Below are 22,768 nucleotides of genomic sequence, written 5' to 3'. Positions count from 1 at the left end.
GTCTCAGAGACCGAGGTCGCGGCCGACGATCTCTTTCATGATCTCGGTCGTGCCGCCGTAGATGGTGGTGATGCGGGAGTCGAGGTAGTCCTGCGCGATCCGGTACTCGAGCATGTAGCCGTAGCCGCCGTGCAGCTGGACGCAGCGGCCGACGACCGAGACGTACTGCTCGGTGGTCCAGAACTTCGCGGCGGCCGCGTCGACGGCGCTCAGCTCGCCGCGCGAGTGCCGGGCGAGGAGGTCATCGATGTAGGAGCGGCTGACCCGGACGGCGGTGACCATGTCGGCCAGCTCGAACCGGGTGTTCTGGAAGGAGCCGATCGGCTTGCCGAAGGCCTGGCGCTCCTTGACGTACGTCAGGGTGCGCTCGAGGACGCCCTCGGAGGCGGCGACCGCGTTGGCGGCGATCGAGATCCGCTCCTGGGGCAGGTTCTTCATCAGACCGAGGAACCCGCTGCCCTCCTCGCCGAGCAGGTTGGCCGCCGGGACGCGTACGTCCTCGAAGAAGAGCTCGCTGGTGTCCTGCGCGTGCAGGCCGACCTTCTCCAGGTTGCGGCCGCGCTTGAAGCCGGGCATGTCGGCCTCGATCACCAGGAGGCTGATGCCCTTGTGCTTGTCCTCACCGGTGCGTACGGCCGTGACGATCAGGTCGGCGTTCTGCCCGTTGGAGATGAAGACCTTGGAGCCGTTGACGACGTAGTCGTCGCCGTCGCGGACCGCACTGGTGCGGATGCCGGCCAGGTCCGACCCGGTGCCCGGCTCGGTCATCGCGACGGCCACGATCAGCTCGCCGGCCGCGATGCCGGGGAGCCAGCGCTGCTTCTGCTCGTCGTTCGTCAGGTCGGTGAAGTAGGGGATCACGATGTCGTTGGAGAGCCCGACACCGGCGAGGCCGTCGGAGACCGGGTGCCGGGCGAGCTCCTCACCGAAGATCGCGTTGAAGCGGAAGTCGCGGGTGCCTCCCCCGCCGTACTCCTCGGGGATGTTGAAGCCGAGCACTCCCGCCTTGGCGGCTTCGGTGAAGAGCCAGCGGTCGACCTTGCCCTCCTTCGCCCAGCGTTCCGCGTTGGGGGCCGCGTGCTTCTCGACGAACGCGCGCGCGGTCTCCCGGAACGCCTCGTGGTCCTCGTCGTACAGGTTGCGATCCGTGGGGATGGCACCGCTCATCAGCTACTCCGATCTGCCGTTTTTTAAATCGTATTAGATTTTAAAACTGTGTCAAGAGTCGGTCCCACCCGGGCATGACAAAGACGCCGGCATCTCCCCACATGTGCGGGGAGATGCCGGCGCCTGTGGCCCGTTCTCAGCCGACGGGGACGGGCTCGATTCGATCGGTGCCTGCGTAGATGTTCATCGAGGATCCGCGCAGGAAGCCGACCAGGGTGAGGCCGTTGTCGTCGGCCAGGTCGACGGCGAGCGAGGAGGGGGCCGAGACCGCGGCGAGGAGCGGGATGCCGGCCATCACGGCCTTCTGGACGAGCTCGAAGGAGGCTCGGCCGCTCACCATCAGCATGCTGTTGCGCAGCGGCACCAGGCCCTCGCGCAGCGCGTGCCCGATCACCTTGTCGACGGCGTTGTGACGGCCGACGTCCTCGCGTACGCAGAGCAGGTTGCCCTCGGCGTCGAAGAGCCCGGCCGCGTGCAGGCCGCCGGTGCTGTCGAAGACGCGCTGCGCCTCCCGAAGCCGCTCCGGCATCGTGGCCAGGAGCTCGGGGGTGACGCGCAGGGTGTCTTCGGCGACCGACCAGGCAGAGGACGTACGCACCGCCTCGAGCGACGCCTTCCCGCACAGGCCGCACGAGGAGGTCGTGTAGAAGCTGCGCTCCAGGGAGGCGTCCGGCGGCGGGACGTGCGCCGCCAGGCCGACATCGACCACGTTGTAGGTGTTGCCGCCGTCGGCGGTCGCGCCGGCGCAGTAGCGGACGCTCGCAACGTCGTCGGCCGAGTGCACGACGCCCTCGCTGACCAGGAAGCCGACGGCCAGGTCGAAGTCGCCACCGGGAGTGCGCATCGTGACGGTCAACGGCCGGCCGTTGACCCTGATCTCCATCGGCTCCTCGGCGGCCAGCTTGTCCGGCCGCCGCGAGATGACGCCGTCACGCACCCGCAGCACGGGCCGTCCAACTGTCACTCTTCCCATGTCAGCTCCTGTGGTGTGGTCTGTCGAGCCCTCGCCCGGATGCCGGCGTCACAGCAGAGGCCCCGGCTGCTGCGCTTGAGACAGAGGAGCCCGACACAGCGCCCGTTCTCGACCACGGCCAGCCTGCGGCAGCCGTTGGCGGTCATCCAGGTCCAGGTCTCCCAGAGATCGGCGTCGGGGGCTACCGTACGACCCGCCAGCGTGCCCATCGTCCTCGCCGGGGCGTCCCCGCTCGCCGCGATCTCGTGCGGTTCGATGACCGTGAGCAGTGTGCGCTCGTCGACGACGAGCGCCGCGTGCACGTGGTCGTCGCCGAAGAGATCGCGTACGTCGCGACCGGTCGCCGTGGCCGGGAGCAGCTTCGGCCGGCGGACCATGGCATCGGCCACGGTCGCTTCACCGGGCGCGTACGCGAGCCGCCCGCCGCCGAACTCGACCCCATCCTCGTGGCGGGTGGTCGACTCCTCGATCCTGCTGAGGGGCACCTGTCCTCTTCTCGTTCGCGCTGCCGGTCCTGGTGAACACCACGGTACGCCGCGCCCACAGCCCGCGTCGCCGCTCACCCGGACACGCTGTCCGCACGCACACCGACCGTTGTGGGCGGCGACGATCAACCTGGTGGCCGCGATCGCAGCGGGCTGACGCCGGGCCGCTTCGGCGTGTGGGTCGCCCACAGCTCGGTCGCCGAGGCGACCCGCAGGGCGTAGGCGGCAGCCGCCAGCTCGGCGACGTCCATGGGCTCGGTCAGGGACCGGCCGGTGAGCTCCTGGATCCGGCGGAGCCGGTTGCGCACCGTGTTGGGGTGGCAGTAGAGCAGCGTGGCGGCGCGCTCGGCGGAGCCGGACTGCTCCAGGTACATGTCGAGGGTCTCGAGCAGCAGCTCACGGTCCTCGGCCGGCTGCCGCAGCACCTCCCCCAAGACGTTCTCGGCGAGCCGGCGGCCCTCGGCGGGCTCGTAGACGACCAGCGCGGCCAGCGGGCTGTGGTCGAAGGCCCGCAGCCCCGCCTTGCCCGGCTCCAGCCCGGCCAGCGCCGCTCGCGCCAGGCGCAGCGCGCGTGGGGTCTCCGGGAGCGAGGCGTAGGGCGGGCTCACCCCGGTGCGGGCGTCCGCGAAGCCGCGCAGCATCTCCAGCACCTCCTCCTCCCGCTCCTCGGGGAACGAGACGATGCCGAGCTGCTGGGCGGGGGTCAGCCGCCAGCCGGAGACGAAGCCCTTCTCGGCGAGACGCTGCTCGACGTTGACCAGGCTCTCCTCAGCGAGCCCGTCGGTCTCGGCGGCGACCACGATCAGCAACGCATCGGCCGGGAAGCCGAGCAGCGCCGCCGCCTCCCAGGGACCCGACTCGGGACCGGGACGGCCGGTGAGCACCGCCTCGACGACTGCCGAGCGTCGACGCTGCTCGGCGAGCATCAGCTCGGCCGTGGTCGCCCGATAGGCCTCGGTCAGGACGACGGCATGCTCGTCGGTGAAGCGCCAGATGACGCCGGCGGTCTCGATCAGGGCATCGGTCAGCGCCTGTTGAGGGGTGACCTGGACGTGCGCGACGAGGGCGTCCCAGAGCGCGGAGAAGCAGATCCGGTAGGCCCGCAGTACCTCCGGGAGCGGCACGCCCTGCCCCGCCCGGCGCCGGCCGGTCCGGTCGGAGGCCTCCAGGTCGAGCCGGGCGTGCGGATCGGCGATCGCGGCGATCACCGAACGGAGATTGTGGGCGAAGGACTGCCGCAGCTCCTCGAGGGAGACCGGCCCGCTCTCGCCGTCGCGGTAGTAGGTGCCGATCCGGTCAGCGACCCGCTGGCTCGCCTCCTCGGCGAGCCGGGCGAGGTTCTGCTCCGCCCAGGCCGCGAGCAGCACTCGCCCGTCCTGTCGTGTCACACGCCCTCCTTCGCCGGTCCCGCGACCATCCTGTCATCAGCCCGGTGCCGCCAGATGAGCCGTCGACTCGGCACGGAATCGCCCAGCCACGTACGATCTGCCTACCTACGACTGGGGCCGGAGGTTCCGTGAACGAAATCCAGCTCAGCGACCTGACCCTGGGACGCCATCTCGCCCAGGGCTCGCAGGGCCGCATCATCGAGCTGGCCGACCACCCCGGGACGGTCGCGAAGCTCTACCGCACCCGAGAGCGCGGCCTCGTGGACGGCCGTGCCCTGGCGGAGCTGGTGCGGATCCGCGGGTTCGTCGAGAGCGAGGGTCTCCAGGTGGACCACTTCGCCGCCTGGCCGCACACGGTCGTGCTCGACGGACTGCGCACCGCCGGTTTCCTGATGCAACGGGTCCACGACCCGTTCCTGGCCGGCTTCGGCCCCACCACCGCCCTTGCGGAGCTGGGTCTGCTCGTGGACAGCGGGGACGTACGGAGTCCCGGGATCTACGAGCGCGTGCTGCTGATGCGGGCGCTGGCCGCGGTGATGGACGCGCTGCACCGGCAGGGACTGGTCCTCGGCGACCTCTCGCCGCGCAACATCGCCTGGTCGGTGTCGCCGGTCCCCCGGGTGATGCTGCTCGACTGCGACGGGATCCGGCCGGCCGGCGAGGACGGCGTGCTGCCCCCCGCCGACACCCGCGGCTGGGAGGACCCCAGCAACGCCGGTCTGCCGCCGACCGCCGACAGCGACCGCTTCAAGCTGGCCCTCACGATCGCCCGGGTGCTCACCGGCGACCGCAACGCCGCTCCCGGCCACCGGCCCGACCTGACCTTCGCCGGCGAGGCCGGCATCCTGGTCGGTCCGCTCACCCGGCTGATGGACCAGGCCGCCGCTCCTCCCGGACTCCGCCCGACCGCGTCGCAATGGGCCACCGTCCTGGACGTACGCAGCCCCTGGGCCGGTGCTGCCCCGCCGCAGCCCCCGGCCCACCCCGCGATGCGCTCCCGCGGTCCTTCTCCCAGCGGGGAGATCCTGCGACCGTTCCGGCGGCCGTCGCGTTGATGGCGGGGAGACCGCGTGCTGGAGGCTGAGGCCGAACGCCTCCTCGACGACGAGCTGGTCGAGTGGCTCGCCGACCTGGTCGATCCGGCCCTTGTCCGCCGGGAGTCGTCCAAGGCGCAGCTGCAGGGACTGGGCGGCGCCGTGGTCCACCGGGTCGGGGTGAACGAGACCTTCGGGCTGCTGCACTTCCGCGACGGGCTCGAGCACAACCCGCTGCCGCTGCGCGATCCCGAGGGGCTGCGCATCGTCCTGGTCACCAGCCGTGGCGAGGATCTCAGCGTCGACGACGTCGAGTTCGTCGACTGGAGCCGCGACGACGACTGCCTGCGCTGCCGGACGGTGCTGTCGGGGTGGGAGCCCCCGGCACTGGACCCGACGGCCACGATCAGCTCGGTCGGCGCGCTCCACATCGCCTACGACCACGCCGACCGCGCGGGCATGGCTCCCGAGCAGGTCCTGGCCCGGCTCCGGCCGGCGGTCGCCGAGGCCAACGCCGCCTTGGCCTCCTGGGACGGCGCGAGCGTCGGGGCCTACTGGTATCCGGCCACCGAGACCTGGGCCCACGTCGTCCCGCTGCGCCTGGATCCGGCGGCCGAGCCGGTCGCCGGCGTGCTCGTCCGGCACCCGGACGGCTACCACCTCGTCACGATACTGACGCGGCGTACTGCCTTCTGGAACCTGGTCAGCGTCGGTCAGGTGCCGCCGGCCTGGCTCGACCAGCCCGACCAGCGGGTGACCTCCACCGCGATCACCGGACCCGCCGGCGGCCGCTCGCGATAGTCGGCGTACTTCGCGACCAGCGGCGCCAGGTCGTAGGTCTCGTGCACGCTCGCCACGCCGTCGGCCCGCGCCCACCACAGCTGGGACCAGTCGTCGTCGTAGCGGTCCACCAGCACCGCGACCCGGGGGTTGGCGGCGATGTCCTCGAGCCGCCGCAGTCGCGTGGTCGACTTGGGCTTGTGGTCGACGGCCGTGACCAGCACATCGCCCGCCACCGCGAACACGATCGGCACGATCCGTGGCACAGCATCGGCCGAGACCGTGGCCAGTCGGGCCACCCGGGCATCGGCGAACCGCTCCCTGGCCCACTGCTCCTCGCGCCGCACCCTGCGAGCCTATGTGACGAACATCGCCGCCGGACCCACAGGCGAACAGGCCCTCTCCTCCCCTACCCTGGTCCAGCCGGAAAGAGACAGGCTGGTTCGGTTAGTCCAGCCCTCGGTGTCCCCGAGACGACGTCGCGCCCTACGGGTGCGGGCCCACGGCGCCATTACCGAACCGAACGGATGGCGCACCGGGACCTCGGTCGTCGGCGCCGCCGTTCACGAACATGATCGGACGATCCATGGACAAGCGCACCGGACTTCTCATCCAGGTCGTGATGACCTTCCTGATGGCCCTGACGATGTCGGGCATCATGTCGCTCATCGCGATGGGCCCGACCATCGACTGGCTGACACAGTGGCCGCTCGCCTTCATCACCGCCTGGCCCATCGCATTCGTGCTCACGATGCTCTTCCGACCGGCGGCGATGAAGGTCGCGATCCGACTGACTCAGTCCTCCGGGTCGTAGCCCAGGTTGGGCGAGAGCCAGCGCTCGGCCTCGGCCATGGTCCAGCCCTTGCGACGGGCGTAGTCGGCGACCTGGTCCTGGCCGAGACGGCCGACGACGAAGTACTGCGAGTCGGGGTGGCCGTAGTAGAGGCCCGAGACCGAGGCACCCGGCCACATCGCCATCGACTCGGTGAGCTCGATGCCGGTCTGCTTCTCGACGTCGAGCAGCGACCAGATGGTCTGCTTCTCGGTGTGGTCGGGACAGGCCGGGTAGCCCGGGGCGGGGCGGATGCCGGCGTACTTCTCGGCGATCAGGTCCTCGTTGGAGAGCTGGCCGTTACCGCCCTCTTCGGCGGCGTAGCCCCAGAACTCGGTGCGTACGCGCTGGTGGAGCCGCTCCGCGAACGCCTCGGCGAGGCGGTCGGCGAGCGCCTCCACCATGATCGCGGAGTAGTCGTCGAGCTCGTCCTTGAACGCCATGACCCGCTCAGGGAGCCCGATCCCCGCGGTCACCGCGAAGGCGCCGACGTGGTCGGCCCCCTCGCCGACCGGCGCGACGAAGTCGGCCATCGACTTGTTGGAGATGCCGTCACGGTGCTGGCCCTGCTGACGCAGCTGGAACAGCGTCGCCCGCTCCTCGGTGCGCGAGTCATCGGCATAGACGACCACGTCCTCGCCGGTCGAGTTGGCCGGGAAGAGGCCATAGACGCCACGCGCCTCGATCCACTTCTCCTCGATGATCTTGTCGAGCATCTCCTGCGCGTCGTCGTAGAGCTTGCGCGCGGCCTCGCCGGTGGCCGGGTTGTTGAGGATGTCGGGGAAGCGACCCTTCATCTCCCAGGCGTTGAAGAACGGCTGCCAGTCGATGTAGTCGCGCAGCTCCGCGATCGGATAGTCCAGCAGCGTGTGCACGCCGGGCTGCGCCGGCTCCACCGGGGCCTTCGAGAAGTCGATCTCGGGCTTGTTGGCCTTCGCCTGGACGTAGGTCAGGGACACCCGCTCGCGCCGCTCGGCGTGACGCTCGCGGAGCGAGTCGTAGTCGGTCTTGACCTCGGCCATCAGCTTCTCGCGCCGCCCCGCGTCGAGCAGGGCTGCCGCGGTCGGCACCGACCGGGAGGCGTCCTTGACCCACACGACAGGCCCGTCGTAGGCCTTGTCGATCTTGACCGCGGTGTGGGCTCGCGAGGTCGTGGCGCCGCCGATGAGCAGCGGCAGGTCGAGTCCGACGCGCTGCATCTCGGTGGCGAAGCCGACCATCTCGTCCAGTGACGGCGTGATCAGGCCGGAGAGGCCGATGATGTCGGCGTCGTGCTCCTTGGCGGCGTCGAGGATCTTCTGCGCCGGCACCATCACACCGAGGTCGATCACCTCGTAGTTGTTGCACTGCAGCACCACGCCGACGATGTTCTTGCCGATGTCGTGGACGTCGCCCTTGACCGTGGCCATCACGATGGTGCCGTTCTTGGTCTCGGCGTCGCCCGGCTTCTTCTCGGCCTCGATGAACGGGATCAGGTAGGCGACCGCCTTCTTCATCACCCGAGCGCTCTTGACGACCTGCGGCAGGAACATCTTGCCGGCGCCGAACAGGTCGCCGACGACGTTCATGCCGTCCATCAGCGGCCCCTCGATGACCTCGATCGGGCGGCCACCGCGAGCCGAGATCTCGGCGCGGAGCTCCTCGGTGTCGGACTCGACGTAGGCGTCCATGCCCTTGACCAGCGCGTGGGTGATCCGCTCGCCGACCGGCAGCTCGCGCCAGGCCTCGGCCTTGGCCTCCGCCTCGGGTGAGTCCTTGTTGAACTTCGAGGCGATCTCCAGCAGCCGCTCGGCGGCGTCGGCACGCCGGTTGAGCACGACGTCCTCGATCCGATCCCGCAGCTCCGGGTCGACCTCGGAGTAGGGCACCAGGGCGCCGGCGTTGACGATGCCCATGTCCAGGCCCGCCTCGATCGCGTGGTAGAGGAAGACCGCGTGGATCGCTTCGCGCACCGGGTTGTTGCCCCGGAAGGAGAAGCTCACGTTGGAGATGCCGCCGGAGACCTTCGCGCCGGGGAGGTTCTGCTTGATCCAGCGAACCGCCTCGATGAAGTCCACGCCATAGGTCGCGTGCTCCTCGATCCCGGTCGCGACCGCGAACACGTTGGGGTCGAAGATGATGTCGTCGGGCTCGAAGCCGACCTCGTCGACGAGGATCCGATAGGCCCGCTCGCACACCGCGATCCGGCGCTCGTAGGAGTCGGCCTGGCCGTCCTCGTCGAAGGCCATCACGACCGCGGCGGCGCCGTAGCGCTTGCACAGCTCGGCGTGCTCGACGAAGGACTCCACGCCCTCCTTGAGCGAGATCGAGTTGACGATCGGCTTGCCCTGGACGAGCTTGAGGCCGGCCTCGATGACCTCCCACTTGGAGGAGTCGATCATGATCGGGACCCGGGAGATGTCGGGCTCGGAGGCGACCAGCGTCAGGAACCGGGTCATCGCCGCGACCCCGTCGATCATGCCCTCGTCCATGTTGACGTCGATGACCTGGGCGCCGTTCTCGACCTGCTGCGCGGCCACGGACAGCGCGGTGTCGAAGTCGCCGGCCTTGATCAGGTTGCGGAACTTCGCCGACCCGGTGATGTTGGTCCGCTCCCCCACGTTGACGAAGAGGCTCTCCTCGGTCACGGTGAACGGCTCCAGGCCGGAGAGCCGCAGCGCGGGCTCGACCTCGGGGACGTCGCGGGGCGCGACCCCCTCGACCTGCTTGGCGATCTCGGCGATGTGGGCCGGCGTGGTGCCGCAGCAGCCGCCGACCAGGTTCACGAACCCGGCGGTGGCGAACTCGTGGACGTGGCCCGCGGTGTCGGAGGGACCCTCGTCGTACTCGCCGAAGGCGTTCGGCAGCCCCGCGTTGGGGTAGCAGGAGACGAAGGCGTCCGCGACGCGGGCGAGCTCGGCGATGTAGGGGCGCATCTCCTGGGCGCCGAGCGCGCAGTTGAGACCCACCAGGAGCGGTTCGGCGTGACGTACGGAATCCCAGAACGCCTCGGTGACCTGCCCCGACAGGGTGCGGCCGCTGGCGTCGGTGATCGTGCCGGAGATCACGACCGGCCAGCGCCGGCCGTACTCCTCGAAGACCTGCTGGACGGCGAAGATCGCCGCCTTGGCGTTGAGGGTGTCGAAGATGGTCTCGATGAAGATCAGGTCCGAGCCGCCCTCGAGGAGCGCACGGGTCGCCTCGGCGTAGGCGTCGCGGAGCTGCTCGTAGGTGATGTTGCGGGCGCCGGGGTCGTTCACGTCCGGGCTGATCGAGGCCGTACGCGTCGTCGGGCCGAGCGCGCCGGCGACGTAGCGCGGCTTCTCGGGGGTCGAGTAGATGTCCGCGGCCTCACGAGCCAGGCGCGCGGCCTCGAAGTTGATCTCGTAGGCGAGGTCGACCAGGTCGTAGTCGATCAGCGAGACCGCGTTGGCGTTGAACGTGTTGGTCTCGATGATGTCGGCGCCGGCCTCGAGATACTCGCGGTGGATGCCCTCGATGATCTGCGGCTGGGTCAGGTTGAGCAGGTCGTTGTTGCCGATCAGGTCGGAGTGCCAGTCCTTGAACCGCTCGCCGCGATAGCCGGCCTCGTCGGGACGGTCACGTTGGATCGCAGTGCCCATCGCACCGTCGAGCACCATGATCCGCTCCTTCAAGGTGGCGGTCAGGGTCTCGGTGACATCAGGGCGCAGACTCACTCTTGCTTTCCTCTCCCGGGCGGGCACGGTGGTGTGCACGGCTTTGCCTGAAACACGCTACGGCGTAGGTGCGCGGGCCATGCCATTTCATTCCGAATCCTGACACCGGGAGTCCACCAGGTGGGAATTGAGAAGGTGTACGCAGCGTGAACGACGCCGCCTCCCTGGTCCCGGTGACTAGGGTGGAGGTGTGATCGAGATCGAAGAGACCCGCGACCTGGTCGATCCTGTGGTGATCGCCGCGTTCGAGGGCTGGAACGACGCGGCCGACGCCGCCTCCGGCACGGTTGACCATCTGATGGACGTCTGGCACGCGCGGGTGGTGGCCGAGATCGATCCCGAGGACTTCTACGACTACCAGGTCAACCGGCCGGTCACCAGCACCGACGAGAACGGCTTCCGTTCCATCACCTGGCCCACCACCCAGATCGCCGTCTGCTCCCCGCCCGACCTGGACCGCGACATCATCCTGGTGCGCGGGATCGAGCCCAACATGCGCTGGAAGCAGTTCGTCGGCGAGATCCTGGAGTGCGTCGACGAGCTCGGCGGCCAGCTCGTGGTGACCCTCGGCGCGCTTCTCGCCGACGCTCCGCACACCCGGCCGATCCCGGTCTCCGGCACCGCCACCGAGCCCGACCTCGTCGACCGCCTCAAGCTCGACTCGCCGTCCTACGAGGGGCCGACCGGCATCGTCGGTGTGCTCCAGGAGGCCTGCATCCAGTCCGACATCCCCGCGGTCTCCTACTGGGCCGCGGTCCCCCACTACGTCGCCGCCCCGCCCTGCCCCAAGGCCACCCTCGCCATCGTCAACAAGCTCGAGGACCTTCTGCAGTGCTCCATCCCCCTCGGCGACCTCCCCGAGGACGCCCGAGCCTGGGAGCGCGGCGTCAACGACCTCGCCGAGGAGGACGAGGACGTCTCCGACTACGTACGCTCCCTCGAGGAGGCCCGCGACACCGCCGACCTTCCCGAGGCCAGTGGCGACGCGATCGCCCGGGAGTTCGAGCGCTACCTCAAGCGCCGCACCGACGACAGCTGACTCGTCACCCCCGCCGCCCGAAGCGTCAGCTACGTCGGCCGAAGCGTCAACTACGTCGGCCGACACGTCAACTAAGACAGCCGACACGTCACGTACGCCGGTCGAAGCGTCAACTAGGACTGCCGAAGCGTCACGGTGACGCCTCGACCGACCGGAGTGACCCTTCGGCCGACGTACCTGACGCCTCGACCGACCGGAGTGACCTCTCGGCCGACGTACCTGACGCCTCGGCCGACGGCAGCGACGTCTCGGCTAGAGCTTGATACCCAGGGCCGCGTCGACGAGCTTGGTGATGGTCTCGCCGGCGAGAGCGTCGGAGGTCTCGGCGAGACCGCCCGCGCCGAGGGTGGCGGCGACCCAGGCGTCGACGGCCTGGACCGCGCGTGGGGCGTCGAGGTCGTCGGCGAGAGCACCGAGGACGGTCTCGACGACCGGAGCGGCAGGGGCACCGCGCCCGAGGGCGACGGCCTTGCGCCACTCGGCGATCTTGTCGACGGCGTCGAAGAGCTTGGCGTCGGTCCACTCCCAGTCGTCGCGGTAGTGGTGGCCGAGCAGCACCAGCCGGATCGCCATCGGGTCGATCTCGGAGTTGCGCAGGGCGGAGACGAAGACCAGGTTGCCGCGCGACTTGGACATCTTGTGGCCGTCGTAGGCCACCATCCCGCCGTGGGTGTAGATCTCGGCGAAGTCCTTGCCGGCCGACCGCGCGTGGGAGCCGGACATCTCGTGGTGCGGGAAGACCAGGTCGGAGCCGCCGGCCTGGACGGTGAACCCGGCGCCGAGGTGCTCCAGGGCGATCGCGGTGCACTCGATGTGCCAGCCGGGGCGGCCGGGACCGTAGGGCGAGGGCCAGGACGGCTCGCCGGGACGCTCGGCGAGCCACAGCAACGGGTCGAGCGGGTCCTTCTTGCCGGCCCGCTCGGGGTCACCGCCGCGCTCGCCGAAGAGCTCGATCATCTCCTCGCGCCCCAGGCGCGACTCCTCGCCGAACGCGTCGTCGACGGCCACCGAGGCGTAGACGTCCTCGTCGACCTTGTAGATCGCGCCGGCCTCCTCGAGCTCGCCGATCAGCGATAGCACCAGCGGGATCGACTCGACCGCGCCGATGTAGTGCTGCGGCGGCACGACCCGCAGCGCCTCCATGTCCTGGCGGAAGAGCTCGGTCTCGCGCTCGGCGAGCGCCTCCCACTCGATCCCGACCTTGTCGGCCCGCTCGAGAAGCGGGTCGTCGACGTCGGTGACGTTCTGGGTGTAGCCGACCTCGTAGCCGGCGTTGAGCCAGGCCCGGTGGAGCAGGTCGAAGGCGACGTAGGTGTTGGCGTGGCCCATGTGGGTCGCGTCGTAGGGCGTGATGCCACATACGTAGAGCGAACGCCGCCCCTGACCCTGGGTCGGGACGACCGCGTCCCGCTGATGGTCATAGAGCTGCACCTCGGGCCCTGTGACGGACAGTTCTGGGACTTCGGGTGCAGACCATGCGCGCATGGGTGCAGCCTACTTGGAAGACCCCATCCGTCTCAGAACGGCGGCCACGGGATGACATGGCGGTCGTACTCGGGCTCAGGAAAGACCCCCTCCACGAGCAGTTCCTCGCACCGCTGACCGAGCGCCTCCAGGTCCCGCCCCGAGAGGTACGCCGCCAGCCCCCTCCCCAACGCACCCGAGAGCCCCGCGAGGACCGTCCGGATCCCGGCGGCCTCCTCCTCGGCGAAGCCCTGCCCCTGCCATCCCCACAGGATGGTGCGCAGCTTCGGCTCGTCGTGGAAGGTCAGCCCGTGGTCGCAGCCGAACCGGTGCCCGCCGACGACGGGCAGCACGTGGCCACCCTTGCGATCCGCGTTGTTCGTGAGAGCGTCGAAGACGGCCATCCGCCGCAGCGCCGGCGTGTCCTCATGGGCGAGCGAGACGGCCCGGTCGAGCCCGTCGTAGCCGTCGAAGACATGCAGGAACCCCGAGGGAATCTCACCGGCGGGCACGATCGTCACCGGCTCGACGGACTCGTCGGCGGTGACCCAGCGCTGCACCATGCCGAGGCCGTGCGGGCCCTCACGCAGCCAGGTCTCCGGCACCACGGACCAGCCCAGGGCCTCGGAGACGAGGTAGGCGGCGACCTCGCGGTGCGCCAGCCGCCCGTCGGGGAAGTCCCACAGCGGCCGCTCCCCCGCGATCGGCTTGTAGACGACCTCGGTGCCGCCGATGGTCGCCAGGAAGGTCGCGTTCGAGGCCGTGGTCAGCCGCCCGACGAGCACCAGCTCGTCGTCGGACCCGATGAGCGACTCGGTCACCGACATGGATCAGACCGGGTCACGCCGCTTGAACCCGTTCGCCCGCACGCACAGGTGTCCCTCGGGGTCGATCGGGCTGCCGCAGAACGGGCAGTTGGGGCGTCCGGCGCCCAGCACCGCCTCGGCCCGCTTGACGAAGGCACGGGCGTTGCGCGGGGCGATCCGCACCAGGAGCACCTCGTCGGGCTCGGCCTCCTCCAGCTCGATCTCGGCGTCCTCGTCGACCAGCCGGCCGGACTCGTCGACCTCGGCGATCACCTCGACCTCGCTGATCGGGAAGACCTCGAGGACGACCATGTCCTCGTCGGGGTCCCAGGCCAGGGTCATCGTGCCCGCCCGGAACTCTTCCTCGATCGGCTGCTCCAGCGGGCCGTTGTCGTCGAGGTCGTAGGGAGCGATCGCCGGCACCACGGCGGGCGCCGACTTCATCACCTCGTCGAGGAGCTCGTCGAGCCGCTCGGCGAGCACCGTGACCTGCTGCTTCTCCAGGGCGACGGAGACGACCCGCGCTCCCTCACGCGCCTGGAGGAAGAACGTACGCGCCCCGGGCTCACCGACGGTGCCGACGACGAATCGCTCGGGCGGGTCGAAGGCGTGCATCACAGGCATGGTCAAACCTTATCCAGACCTGCCTCAGGACCCGAGCCGCCGCCCACGACGGCGTCGTCGCTGCGGCGCCGCGGCGACTTGCGCCCCTTCTTCGCGGCCGGCTTCGGCGCCAGCCAGGACAGATCGCCGGCGTGCGTGTTCGTCGCCAGGACCGAGGGGCGTCCCTCGCCGTAGCGGACGACCGAGATGGAGGCCGGGTCGACGTGCAGCCGCTGGAAGAGGTCCAGGTGCATCCCGAGCGCGTCGGCCAGGATCGACTTGATCAGGTCGCCGTGGCTCACGCACAGCCAGACCGCAGGGTCCCCGTGCGCGGCCGTGACGGCGGCGTCGTGGCGGCGTACGGCCTCGACTCCTCGGGCCTGCATCGCGGCCATCGACTCGCCGCCGGGGAAGGTGACCGCCGAGGGCTGGGTCTGCACCGTCTTCCACAGCTTGCGCCGCGCCAGCGTGGTGATCTTCTCGCCCTGCCACTCGCCGTAGTCGCACTCGGAGACGCCGTCCTCGACGAGGACGGTGGGCTGCTCGGCGCGACCCTCCAGGATCGCCGACAGCGTCTGCTGGCAGCGCTCCATCGGGCTCGTGACCGCCAGCGCGAGCGGGACCGGCGCGATCCGCTCAGCCGCTCGGCTCGCCTGCTCCAGGCCGCGCTCGTCCAGCCTCACCCCGGGAAGTCGGCCGGCCAGGGTGCCGGATGCGTTCGCCGTCGTACGGCCGTGTCTCACCAGGATCATCGTCGCCACGTCGGGGACCCTATCCACCCCGTGGGGAACGGCCGCCATGCCCTAACCTGACAACGTGATCGTCGACAGCGCTCTCTACCGCGCCGGGGCGCGTGAGCACACCGACTGCGCGCCCCACGACTACGCCACGCTGCGAAGCGGCGTGAAGGACGAGGGCGACTTCGTCTGGCTCGGGCTCTACCAGCCCAGCCAGTACGAGCTCGACGAGGTCGCCGAGGCCTTCGGGCTGCATCCGCTCGCCGTCGAGGACGCGCTCACCGCCCACCAGCGACCCAAGCTGGAGCGCTACGAGGGCGGGATGTTCCTGGTCGTCAAGACGCTCTGGTACGTCGACGCCGAGGACGCCGTCGAGACCGGCGAGGTCGCCTTCTTCATCGGCCCCGACTACGTCATCACCGTCCGCCACGGCCGGGGCTCGCGCCTCGCACCGGCCCGCGAGCTGCTGGAGACCAGCGAGGAGCAACTGCTCACCGAGGGCAGCTACTCGGCCGTCTACGCCGTGGTCGACTACATCGTCGACGGCTACGTACGCGTCATGGACGGCCTCACCGAGGACGTCGACGAGGTCGAGACCTCGGTCTTCTCCAACGAGCGCACCCGGGACTCCGCCCGGATCTACCGCCTCAAGCGGGAGCTGGCCGAGGTACGCCGGGCCGTGATGCCGCTGCGGGAGCCGGTGCGTCGCTTCGCCAACGGCGAGGGGGCGATCGACCCCGACCTGCGCCCCTACTTCCGCGACGTGCTCGACCATCTCTCCTCGATCGCGGAGACCGTCGAGAACCTCGACACCCTGCTCTCCTCCGCGTTCGAGGCGCACCTGGCCCAGCTCTCGCTGCAGCAGAACGAGGACATGCGCAAGATCTCCGCGGGTGCGGCGATGGTCGTGGTGCCCACCCTGATCGCCGGCGTCTACGGGATGAACTTCACCCACATGCCCGAGCTGGACTGGACCTTCGGCTACCCGTTCGCGCTGATCCTGATGGCCTCGGTGATGGCCGGCCTGTGGATCTTCTTCCGCAAGTCCGGCTGGTTCTGACGCTCTGAGGCAGCCCTGGAGATCTCGGTCGCTAGCCTCTGCGCCACCAGCTTCGCGCTCGTAGCTCCGCAGCCTCGCGTGCGCACTCCCGGAGCTCATGGGCGACGGCCTTGTACACCGTTGCCCACTGCTCGCCGGTGAGTCCGCCGACCTGGAGGTCGCTGCTCCTCGCGTCCGTGAAGACCTTGGCGTCTTCGACGTACTTCTCGGCTTTCGCTTCGAGCCACGCTACGTGGTGCTGAGTGCTGCTCATTGCTGCCAGCATTTCACGTTTGAACGAGAGTGACACCCACTCGCCCAGCTGTTGATCATCGGAGCCCTAGTCGAGCTGCTTGACCGGGCGTGCGTCGAGGTGCTCCCGGTCGCACCACAGGGACAGGTCGTCGGCGAACTCCGACTCGGCCTCGCCGCCCTGCGAGTCGAGCTGCTCGCCGTCGTACCACTCGGTGAGCATCGCGGCGTCGTCGTAGGCAGCCGGCATCCGCGGGCCCTGGTAGCGGACGGCGACGACCTCCTTCTCGCGCATCGAGATCATCCAGGCCCAACCCACGTCATCGCCCTTGGCGGGCTGCCAGGCGAAGACCAGCGGGCCGCGCTTGCCCTTCGTGGTGACACAGTGGCGGCGAAGCGTCGGCGCAGAGCAGGGTTCGCGGGTCATCCACGCGGGCGGGGACGGCGCGGCGAGGACGTCGATGTCGGCATCCGGCATACCCGTGAAGCCAGGTGAGGAGCGCTGCAGCAGTCGTCCGCCGATGGCCTCGGGGCCGAACCGCTCGCGCAGCGGGGACCGGATCACACCCTGGTAGTAGCCGTAGCCCCCGCGGCCGCCGACATAGGCTTGGGCGATGCCGTGGTCGGTGTTGCGGACCAGCTCGTACGCATCGGGGTCGGGCTCGCCACCCTCCCAGTCCTCCAGCTCCTCGCCGAGAGCCAGGGTCGAGGAGGTCGCCTGGTAGCGGAGCCGCGGGTCCTCGACGACGGCGACCAGCCTCTCGACGCTGATCGGCATGTCGAGCTTGCGCGGGTCGCCGGTGATCGTGGGCCCGGAGTAGCCGATCGAGGCGGTCTCGCCGCCCTCGCGCACCAGCACGACCCCGACGCCGCCGGGGTCCTCCTCGGGTTCCTCCTCGGTCCAGCGCAGCTGCATCTCGGCGCTCTTCACCTCGGTCGGCAGGTCGACGCAGTGCTGTCCGAGCTCACCTCGGCACGCGTCCTCCTCGAGCGGTTGAGCCGAGACGGCGACGGTCACCAGGTCACCGTCGTACTCACCGTCGGCGCCGTAGCGCAGGTCGACCGAGACCTGCTCGGGCGGCGTCGACTCGTCCGTGTAGGACGCGGCGCGGCTGGACGTCTCAGTCGGCAGGTGCTCGAGCGCGACCGCCGCGACGGCGCGATGGGTGATGGGGCCGGGGGCGCCACCGGTGTCGACCGCCTCGCTGGAGCATCCCGAGACGAGGCCGATCGCGACCACGACGCCGACCACGGCGGCCTTGGCGGACACGCGCATCAGTGCAGGAAGGTGAACAGCGGGGAGTCGGGTTCGATCCGCTCGATGAGCAGGTCGCTGGCGCCCATGCGCTCCAGCAGCCCGGCCAAGCCGTCTGCGGAGTCGAGGTCGATGCCGATCAGGGCGGGCCCGTGCTCGCGGTTGGACTTCTTGACGTACTCGAAGACGACGATGTCCTCGCCGTCGGCCAGGACGTCGTCGAGGAAGCCGCGCAGCGCGCCGGGAGCCTGCGGGAACGAGACCAGGAAGTAGTGGCGCAGACCCTGGTGGATCAGGGCGCGCTCGAGCACGTCGGCATAACGGGAGACGTCGTTGTTGCCGCCGGAGAGGACGGCGCCAACGCGAGTCGCGCCGCGCAGGTCGATCTGCCCCAGGGCCGCCACCGCGAGCGCGCCGGCGGGCTCGGCGATGATCCCCTCGGTCTGGTAGAGCTCGAGCATCTCCACGCAGATCGCGCCGACCGGCACGGAGACGAGCTCGTCGACGTACTCCTTGACGATCGGGTACGTCACCTTCCCCGCAGTCGCGACCGCGGCGCCGTCCACGAACGTGTCGAGCGTGTCCAGCCGGACCGGTCCACCGGCCTCGATCGCAGCCGCCATCGAGGCGGCGCCCGCGGGCTCGACCCCGATGATCCGGGTCTGCGGCCAGACCTCGCGCACCCAGGTCGCCACGCCCGAGGCGAGCCCACCGCCGCCGACCGGCAGCAGCAGGACATCCAGCGGCTCGCCGATCTGGGAGGTCAGCTCGTAGCCGACCGTGCCCTGCCCGGCGATCGTGCGCGGGTCGTCGAAGGCGGAGACGTAGGTGGCCCCGAGCCCGCGCCCGAGCTCGTAGGCGTAGGCCGAGGCCTCGTCGTAGGTCGAGCCGTGCAGGGTCAGCGTCACGTGGGAGCCGCCGAGGGCGGTGATCCGGTCGCGCTTCTGCTTGGGCGTGTTGGTCGGCACCACGATGTGGCCGGGCACCCCGAGACGGGCGCACGAGATCGCGACACCCTGGGCGTGGTTGCCGGCGCTGGCGCACACGACGCCGCGCTCGAGCTCCTCGGGCGTCAGCGAGCTCATCAGGTTGTAGGCGCCCCGGACCTTGTAGGAGCGCCCCAGCTGCAGGTCCTCCCGCTTGAGCAGGACCTCGGCGGCGTACCTCTCCGAGAGTCTGACCGAGCGTTCGACGGCCGTGCGCGTGGCGATCGTGCGCGCGGCGGCCTCTTCGATGGCAGCGGGTGTTACGGCAGGCTTCTTGCCAGACTCAGACACATCCGTGAGTTTGTCACGATCACCACTCGGTGAGCACACCCGCGCCGAGGAGCGCCAGAACCACGAGTCCGAGGACGACCCGGTAGATCACGAACGGGGTGTAGGTGTTGTGCGAGAGGTACTTCAGCAGCCACGCGATCACCGCGTAGCCGAGGACGAAGGAGACGATGGTGGCGACGATCGTCGGGCCCCAGCCGTAGAGGTTGGCGCCGTGGGCGATCTCGCCCATCTCGAACAGACCGGCGCCGAAGACCGCCGGCAGCGCCAGCAGGAAGGCGTAGCGGGTGACGGTGGCCCGCTCGTAGCCGAGCGCGCGGCCCATCGAGATCGTGGCCCCCGAGCGCGAGACGCCGGGGATCAGAGCGCACGCCTGGGCGAGGCCCATCAGGATCGCGTCGCGCCAGGACAGGTCGTCGAACTGCTTGCGGTTCGCGCCGATCCGGTCGGCGATGCCGAGGACGATGCCCATGACGACGAGCATGGTGCCGACGACGTACAGGCTGCGCAGGTCGTGCTCGATGATGTCCTTCATCACGAATCCGATCACCACGATCGGGATCGAGCCGACGATGATGAACCAGCCCATCCGGGCATCGGTGTGGCTGCGCAGCTCGGCGTTGAAGAGGCTCTTGAACCAGGTCACGATGATGTCGCGGATGTTGCGCCACATGTAGAACACCACGGCCAGCTCGGTGCCGATCTGGATCACGGCGGTGAACGCCGCGCCAGGATCTCCCCAGCCGAGCAGCTCGGGGAAGATGCGCAGGTGCGCGCTCGATGAGATGGGCAGGAACTCGGTGAGTGCCTGAAGAATGCCCAGTGCGATCGCCTGCAGATAATCCACGGGCGCAAACTCTAAGGGGCACGTACGCAGCACCCGACCGCTGCCTCCCCGTCGGTGTGTCCGCCGTCACTGCCAGCGTGTCCGGCCGGGGCCCCGCCGCGGGCACGGATAGATTGTTCTCATGCAGAGCCGACTCCTCGGAGCCACTGGGCTGCGAGTCTCGTCTCTCGCCCTGGGCACCATGACCTGGGGCAGCGTGACCGACGAGCACGAGGCCCGCGAGCAGCTGGCCGGTTTCACCGAGGCCGGCGGCACGCTGCTCGACACCGCCGCCGGCTACGGCGACGGCGCCTCGGAGGCGCTGCTCGGCTCGCTCCTCCAGGAGCGTGTCGTGGCTCGTGACGACGTCGTCGTGGCGACCAAGGGTGGGATCACCTGGCGCGGCGGCAACCGGGGCGTGGACACCTCGCGCGGTGGCCTGCTGACCGGCCTCGACGCCTCGTTGAAGCGGCTCGGCGTCGACCATGTCGATCTGTGGCAGGTGCACGTCTGGTCCTCCGAGGTTCCGCTCGAGGAGACCCTCACGGCGCTCGACATGGCGCTGAGCAGCGGCCGGGCCGCCTACGTCGGTGTCTCCAACTACAGCGGGTGGCAGACCGCCCAGGCCGCGACCTGGCAGCGGGCCGTCCCGGGGCGGGCGACGCTGGCCTCGACGCAGGTGGAGTACTCGCTGCTGGCCCGCGACATCGAGTACGAGGTGCTGCCCGCCACCGAGGCGCTGGGGATGGGCCTGCTGGCTTGGTCGCCGCTGGCCGGTGGCGTGCTGACCGGCAAGTACCGCACCGGGATCCCGACGCACTCCCGCGGCGCCGACCCGAACTTCTCGGCCCGGGTGGACGCCTTCGACGACGAGCGCTCCCGCGGGATCGTCACCGCCGTCGCCAAGGCCGCCGAGGGCCTGGAGTGGACGCCGCTGCAGGTCTCGCTGGCGTGGGTGCGCGACCGGCCGGGCGTCACCGCGCCGATCCTCGGGGCACGCACCGCGGCTCAGCTCAAGGAGGCGCTGCAGGTCGCCGACCTCACCCTCCCGCCCGAGATCGCGCTCGCCCTCGACGACGTCTCCGCCGTCTGAGTCTCACTGCCGAAACACCGCCACGAGGGAACATCTCTTCCGGCACACTGGTTCTCCTGAGTAGTCCATCAGAAGGAGTGCTGCCTTGGCCCGAGCCGAACGCCGTCCGCCTCGCCCTGGAGTGATGTGGGAGTACGACAAGGTGACCTTCTCGCGTGAGTTCTCCCGCAACATCGTCACCAAGCTCCTCGTCGAGCGCGCCGAGCACGGCGGCTGGGAGCTAGACCGCGTCCGGATCACCGCCGACGGCACCCGCCGGGTGACGCTTCGGCGCAAGATCATCCGGCAGCGACTCACGGTCTGAGCGCGTCTCCGCGCCCCTCGCGCGTCCAGATAATAGGGTCCTGCGAGTGATCCATCTCGTACGCCACGGCGAAGCCGCCGGCGGGGACACTGACGACCCCGGCCTCTCCGATCTCGGCCGTCGCCAGGTCCAGTCACTCGCCAACCGTCTCGCGTTCCGTCCGGTCCGCCAGGTCCTGCACGGCCCGAGCCGGCGTACGACCGAGACGGCCTCCCTCCTCACCGAGAACCTGGGTGCGGGGCCGGTGCCCTCCGACCTTCTCCTCGACCGCACCCCGGTGCCGTCGCCGGAGCGTCGTGGCGACTACCCGACCCACCGCTGGGAGTGGTTCGAGGACGTTCCCGAGGCCGAGGCGGACCTCGACGGCGCCGACCTCACCGCGGCCTGGCACAGGCTCTGGTCCGCGCATCACGACGAGGAGGTCGTGCTGGTCACCCACGCGTTCGTGGTCGCCTGGTTCGTACGCGAGGTGCTCAACGCCCCGCCGGCGACCTGGATGCGGATCGGCCCGATCGGCAACGCGACCCTCACCAGCATCGGCCCCAACCTCGCCGGCGAGCCCGTCGTCGAGACGTTCAACGCCGAGGTCATCCTGCCGATCTGAGCCGATCTGGATAAGCGGCGCCCACAAGGCGCCAACAACATGGACATCTCGCCGCGACATGGCAGCTGGGGCCTGCACGGCGCTGGCAGGATCCGCCCCGTGATCTCGGCACTCGACACCCTGACCCCCACCCAGCGCGACCTCCTCGACCAGTGGCTCCCCGGAGCCGAGCTGGTCACCGACCGCAGCGCACTGCACCGCGCCGGCACCACCGCACTCGTGCTCTCCGCCGGTGAGGAACGGTTCCTGGTGAAGACCACGGCAGAAGGCGTACGCCACCTCGATCGCGAGCTCGCGGCCCACCGCAGCTGGCTGGCCCCCTGGGCCGACGCCGGCCGCGCGCCGAGCCTCGTCGAGGCCGACCTGGACGCCCGCATCATCGTGATGACCCACCTCGATGGCGAGCCGGCGAGCACGTCGACAGCGATCCACGACCCGGAGATCTACCGCCAGGCGGGTGAGCTGCTGGCGACGTTCCACGGCCAGGCCCGCGTCGAGGACGAGGACTACGAGCCGGAGCTCGACGAGCGCGCCCTCGCCGCACTGGACGGGACGGGTCTCGAGGCCGACCTCACCGAGCGTCTTCGCACCGAGATCACCTCATGGCCGACGCCGACGACGGTCCTCGTCCCCACCCACGGCGACTGGCAGCCGACCAGCTGGGTCCTCGACGCCGGCATGGTGCGCGTCATCGACTCCGGCCGTTTCGGCTTCCGCCCGGCCCTCTACGACCTCTCCCGGCTCTCCGCGCAGGACTTCGTCCGTGACGACACCTTCGAGAAGGCCTTCCTCGAGGGCTACGGCTCCGACCCCCGCGAGCCCGAGGCCTGGCACCGCCTCCAGGTCCGCGACGCCATCTCCGTCGCGGCCTGGGCCCACCGCACCGGCCACGCCGAGGTCGCCGCCCTGAGCCAGAACACCCTCTCGGCCCTAGTCCCCTGATCCGACGCCGAGTCGGCTCATCCTGACGACAAACCCCGCCGAGTCGGCTCATCCTGACGACTAACCCCGCCGAGTCGGCTCATCCTGACGACTAACCCCGCCGAGTCGGCTCATCCTGACGACTAACCCCGCCGAGTCGGCTCGTCATAACGAGCCGACTCGGCGGGGTTCCCGTCACAACGAGCCGACTCGAC

At 70.0% G+C, this 22,768-nt stretch carries 23 protein-coding genes; 9 read left to right on the top strand and 14 right to left on the bottom strand.

Features of this window, described 5'->3' with window-relative positions; all coding sequences use genetic code 11:
- Positions 1 to 3: 3 nt before the first annotated feature.
- The 4 genes from ACIRON_RS15045 to ACIRON_RS15030 all read right to left on the bottom strand — a co-directional run bounded on the left by ACIRON_RS15045 (position 4) and on the right by ACIRON_RS15030 (position 4,013).
- Positions 4 to 1,167 (bottom strand): acyl-CoA dehydrogenase family protein, encoded by a 1,164-nt coding sequence (locus ACIRON_RS15045; RefSeq protein ID WP_402993079.1) that lies wholly within the window; start codon positions 1,165 to 1,167, stop codon positions 4 to 6.
- 136 nt (positions 1,168 to 1,303) lie between these two features.
- A complete protein-coding gene (gene fdhD / locus ACIRON_RS15040; protein ID WP_402993078.1) occupies positions 1,304 to 2,140 on the bottom strand; it encodes a formate dehydrogenase accessory sulfurtransferase FdhD in 837 nt (278 codons plus the stop codon).
- Complete coding sequence (locus tag ACIRON_RS15035; protein WP_402993077.1) at positions 2,128 to 2,625, bottom strand: CBS domain-containing protein; 498 nt, start codon at positions 2,623 to 2,625, stop codon at positions 2,128 to 2,130. Before ACIRON_RS15035 ends, fdhD begins: the two co-directional genes overlap by 13 nt.
- A 125-nt stretch (positions 2,626 to 2,750) precedes the next feature.
- A complete protein-coding gene (locus ACIRON_RS15030) occupies positions 2,751 to 4,013 on the bottom strand; it encodes a PucR family transcriptional regulator (RefSeq protein WP_402993076.1) in 1,263 nt (420 codons plus the stop codon).
- A 128-nt stretch (positions 4,014 to 4,141) separates the two neighbouring features.
- Here ACIRON_RS15030 and ACIRON_RS15025 point away from each other — a divergent pair, with 128 nt between their 5' ends.
- Entirely contained in the window at positions 4,142 to 5,068 is a 927-nt protein-coding gene (locus ACIRON_RS15025) for a hypothetical protein (RefSeq protein WP_402993075.1), read from the top strand.
- A gap of 15 nt (positions 5,069 to 5,083) precedes the next feature.
- On the top strand, positions 5,084 to 5,848 hold the full coding sequence (locus tag ACIRON_RS15020; RefSeq protein ID WP_402993074.1) for a hypothetical protein: 765 nt from the start codon (positions 5,084 to 5,086) through the stop codon (positions 5,846 to 5,848).
- Here ACIRON_RS15020 and ACIRON_RS15015 read toward each other — a convergent pair.
- Positions 5,761 to 6,174, bottom strand: coding sequence for a TIGR03668 family PPOX class F420-dependent oxidoreductase (locus ACIRON_RS15015; protein WP_402993073.1), 414 nt, complete (start codon positions 6,172 to 6,174; stop codon positions 5,761 to 5,763). The two genes, ACIRON_RS15020 and ACIRON_RS15015, sit on opposite strands and share 88 nt — an antisense overlap.
- Positions 6,175 to 6,413: 239 nt before the next feature.
- Here ACIRON_RS15015 and ACIRON_RS15010 point away from each other — a divergent pair, with 239 nt between their 5' ends.
- Positions 6,414 to 6,641 carry a DUF2798 domain-containing protein gene (locus tag ACIRON_RS15010; RefSeq protein WP_402993072.1) on the top strand — a complete coding sequence of 76 codons (228 nt, stop codon included), beginning with the start codon at positions 6,414 to 6,416 and terminating at the stop codon, positions 6,639 to 6,641.
- Here ACIRON_RS15010 and metH read toward each other — a convergent pair.
- A complete protein-coding gene (gene metH / locus ACIRON_RS15005; protein ID WP_402993236.1) occupies positions 6,623 to 10,279 on the bottom strand; it encodes a methionine synthase in 3,657 nt (1,218 codons plus the stop codon). The two genes, ACIRON_RS15010 and metH, sit on opposite strands and share 19 nt — an antisense overlap.
- Positions 10,280 to 10,526: 247 nt before the next feature.
- Here metH and ACIRON_RS15000 point away from each other — a divergent pair, with 247 nt between their 5' ends.
- Positions 10,527 to 11,375: a PAC2 family protein gene (locus ACIRON_RS15000; RefSeq protein WP_091052965.1), complete on the top strand. Its 849-nt coding sequence runs from the start codon at positions 10,527 to 10,529 to the stop codon at positions 11,373 to 11,375.
- 252 nt (positions 11,376 to 11,627) lie between these two features.
- Here ACIRON_RS15000 and mshC read toward each other — a convergent pair whose 3' ends face one another.
- The 4 genes from mshC to ACIRON_RS14980 are packed head-to-tail and all read right to left on the bottom strand — an operon-like array spanning position 11,628 to position 15,009.
- Complete coding sequence (gene mshC / locus ACIRON_RS14995; protein WP_402993071.1) at positions 11,628 to 12,860, bottom strand: cysteine--1-D-myo-inosityl 2-amino-2-deoxy-alpha-D-glucopyranoside ligase; 1,233 nt, start codon at positions 12,858 to 12,860, stop codon at positions 11,628 to 11,630.
- 32 nt (positions 12,861 to 12,892) lie between these two features.
- Positions 12,893 to 13,666, bottom strand: coding sequence for an SCO1664 family protein (locus tag ACIRON_RS14990; RefSeq protein WP_402993070.1), 774 nt, complete (start codon positions 13,664 to 13,666; stop codon positions 12,893 to 12,895).
- A 3-nt stretch (positions 13,667 to 13,669) separates the two neighbouring features.
- The gene (locus ACIRON_RS14985) at positions 13,670 to 14,269 is read right to left on the bottom strand and encodes a DUF3090 domain-containing protein (protein ID WP_091052969.1); all 600 of its coding nucleotides are present in this window, start codon (positions 14,267 to 14,269) and stop codon (positions 13,670 to 13,672) included.
- 2 nt (positions 14,270 to 14,271) lie between these two features.
- Positions 14,272 to 15,009 carry a histidine phosphatase family protein gene (locus ACIRON_RS14980; protein WP_402993069.1) on the bottom strand — a complete coding sequence of 246 codons (738 nt, stop codon included), beginning with the start codon at positions 15,007 to 15,009 and terminating at the stop codon, positions 14,272 to 14,274.
- 55 nt (positions 15,010 to 15,064) lie between these two features.
- Between ACIRON_RS14980 and corA the strand changes: the two genes are divergently transcribed.
- On the top strand, positions 15,065 to 16,045 hold the full coding sequence (corA, locus tag ACIRON_RS14975) for a magnesium/cobalt transporter CorA (RefSeq protein ID WP_402993068.1): 981 nt from the start codon (positions 15,065 to 15,067) through the stop codon (positions 16,043 to 16,045).
- A gap of 31 nt (positions 16,046 to 16,076) precedes the next feature.
- Here the strand turns inward: corA and ACIRON_RS14970 are convergent, their stop codons facing one another.
- The 4 genes from ACIRON_RS14970 to ACIRON_RS14955 all read right to left on the bottom strand — a co-directional run bounded on the left by ACIRON_RS14970 (position 16,077) and on the right by ACIRON_RS14955 (position 19,652).
- Positions 16,077 to 16,298 carry a hypothetical protein gene (locus tag ACIRON_RS14970; protein ID WP_402993067.1) on the bottom strand — a complete coding sequence of 74 codons (222 nt, stop codon included), beginning with the start codon at positions 16,296 to 16,298 and terminating at the stop codon, positions 16,077 to 16,079.
- Positions 16,299 to 16,364: 66 nt separating this feature from the next.
- Positions 16,365 to 17,546 carry a hypothetical protein gene (locus ACIRON_RS14965; protein WP_402993066.1) on the bottom strand — a complete coding sequence of 394 codons (1,182 nt, stop codon included), beginning with the start codon at positions 17,544 to 17,546 and terminating at the stop codon, positions 16,365 to 16,367.
- A 5-nt stretch (positions 17,547 to 17,551) separates the two neighbouring features.
- Positions 17,552 to 18,808, bottom strand: coding sequence for a threonine ammonia-lyase IlvA (ilvA, locus tag ACIRON_RS14960; RefSeq protein ID WP_402993065.1), 1,257 nt, complete (start codon positions 18,806 to 18,808; stop codon positions 17,552 to 17,554).
- A gap of 19 nt (positions 18,809 to 18,827) precedes the next feature.
- Positions 18,828 to 19,652 carry an undecaprenyl-diphosphate phosphatase gene (locus tag ACIRON_RS14955; protein WP_402993064.1) on the bottom strand — a complete coding sequence of 275 codons (825 nt, stop codon included), beginning with the start codon at positions 19,650 to 19,652 and terminating at the stop codon, positions 18,828 to 18,830.
- 121 nt (positions 19,653 to 19,773) lie between these two features.
- On the opposite strand from ACIRON_RS14955, the gene ACIRON_RS14950 reads away from it, so the two are divergent.
- From ACIRON_RS14950 to ACIRON_RS14935, 4 genes are all read left to right on the top strand, one after another.
- Entirely contained in the window at positions 19,774 to 20,724 is a 951-nt protein-coding gene (locus ACIRON_RS14950; protein ID WP_402993063.1) for an aldo/keto reductase, read from the top strand.
- A gap of 124 nt (positions 20,725 to 20,848) precedes the next feature.
- Positions 20,849 to 21,028 carry a DUF5703 family protein gene (locus ACIRON_RS14945; RefSeq protein ID WP_040756208.1) on the top strand — a complete coding sequence of 60 codons (180 nt, stop codon included), beginning with the start codon at positions 20,849 to 20,851 and terminating at the stop codon, positions 21,026 to 21,028.
- Positions 21,029 to 21,074: 46 nt separating this feature from the next.
- The gene (locus ACIRON_RS14940) at positions 21,075 to 21,632 is read left to right on the top strand and encodes a histidine phosphatase family protein (protein ID WP_402993062.1); all 558 of its coding nucleotides are present in this window, start codon (positions 21,075 to 21,077) and stop codon (positions 21,630 to 21,632) included.
- Positions 21,633 to 21,731: 99 nt separating this feature from the next.
- A complete protein-coding gene (locus ACIRON_RS14935; protein ID WP_402993061.1) occupies positions 21,732 to 22,574 on the top strand; it encodes an aminoglycoside phosphotransferase family protein in 843 nt (280 codons plus the stop codon).
- Positions 22,575 to 22,768 lie beyond the last annotated feature (194 nt).

The organism is Nocardioides sp. NPDC101246 (assembly GCF_044767415.1).
Classification (GTDB): domain Bacteria; phylum Actinomycetota; class Actinomycetes; order Propionibacteriales; family Nocardioidaceae; genus Nocardioides.
This window is presented reverse-complemented; position numbering and strand designations above follow the sequence as displayed.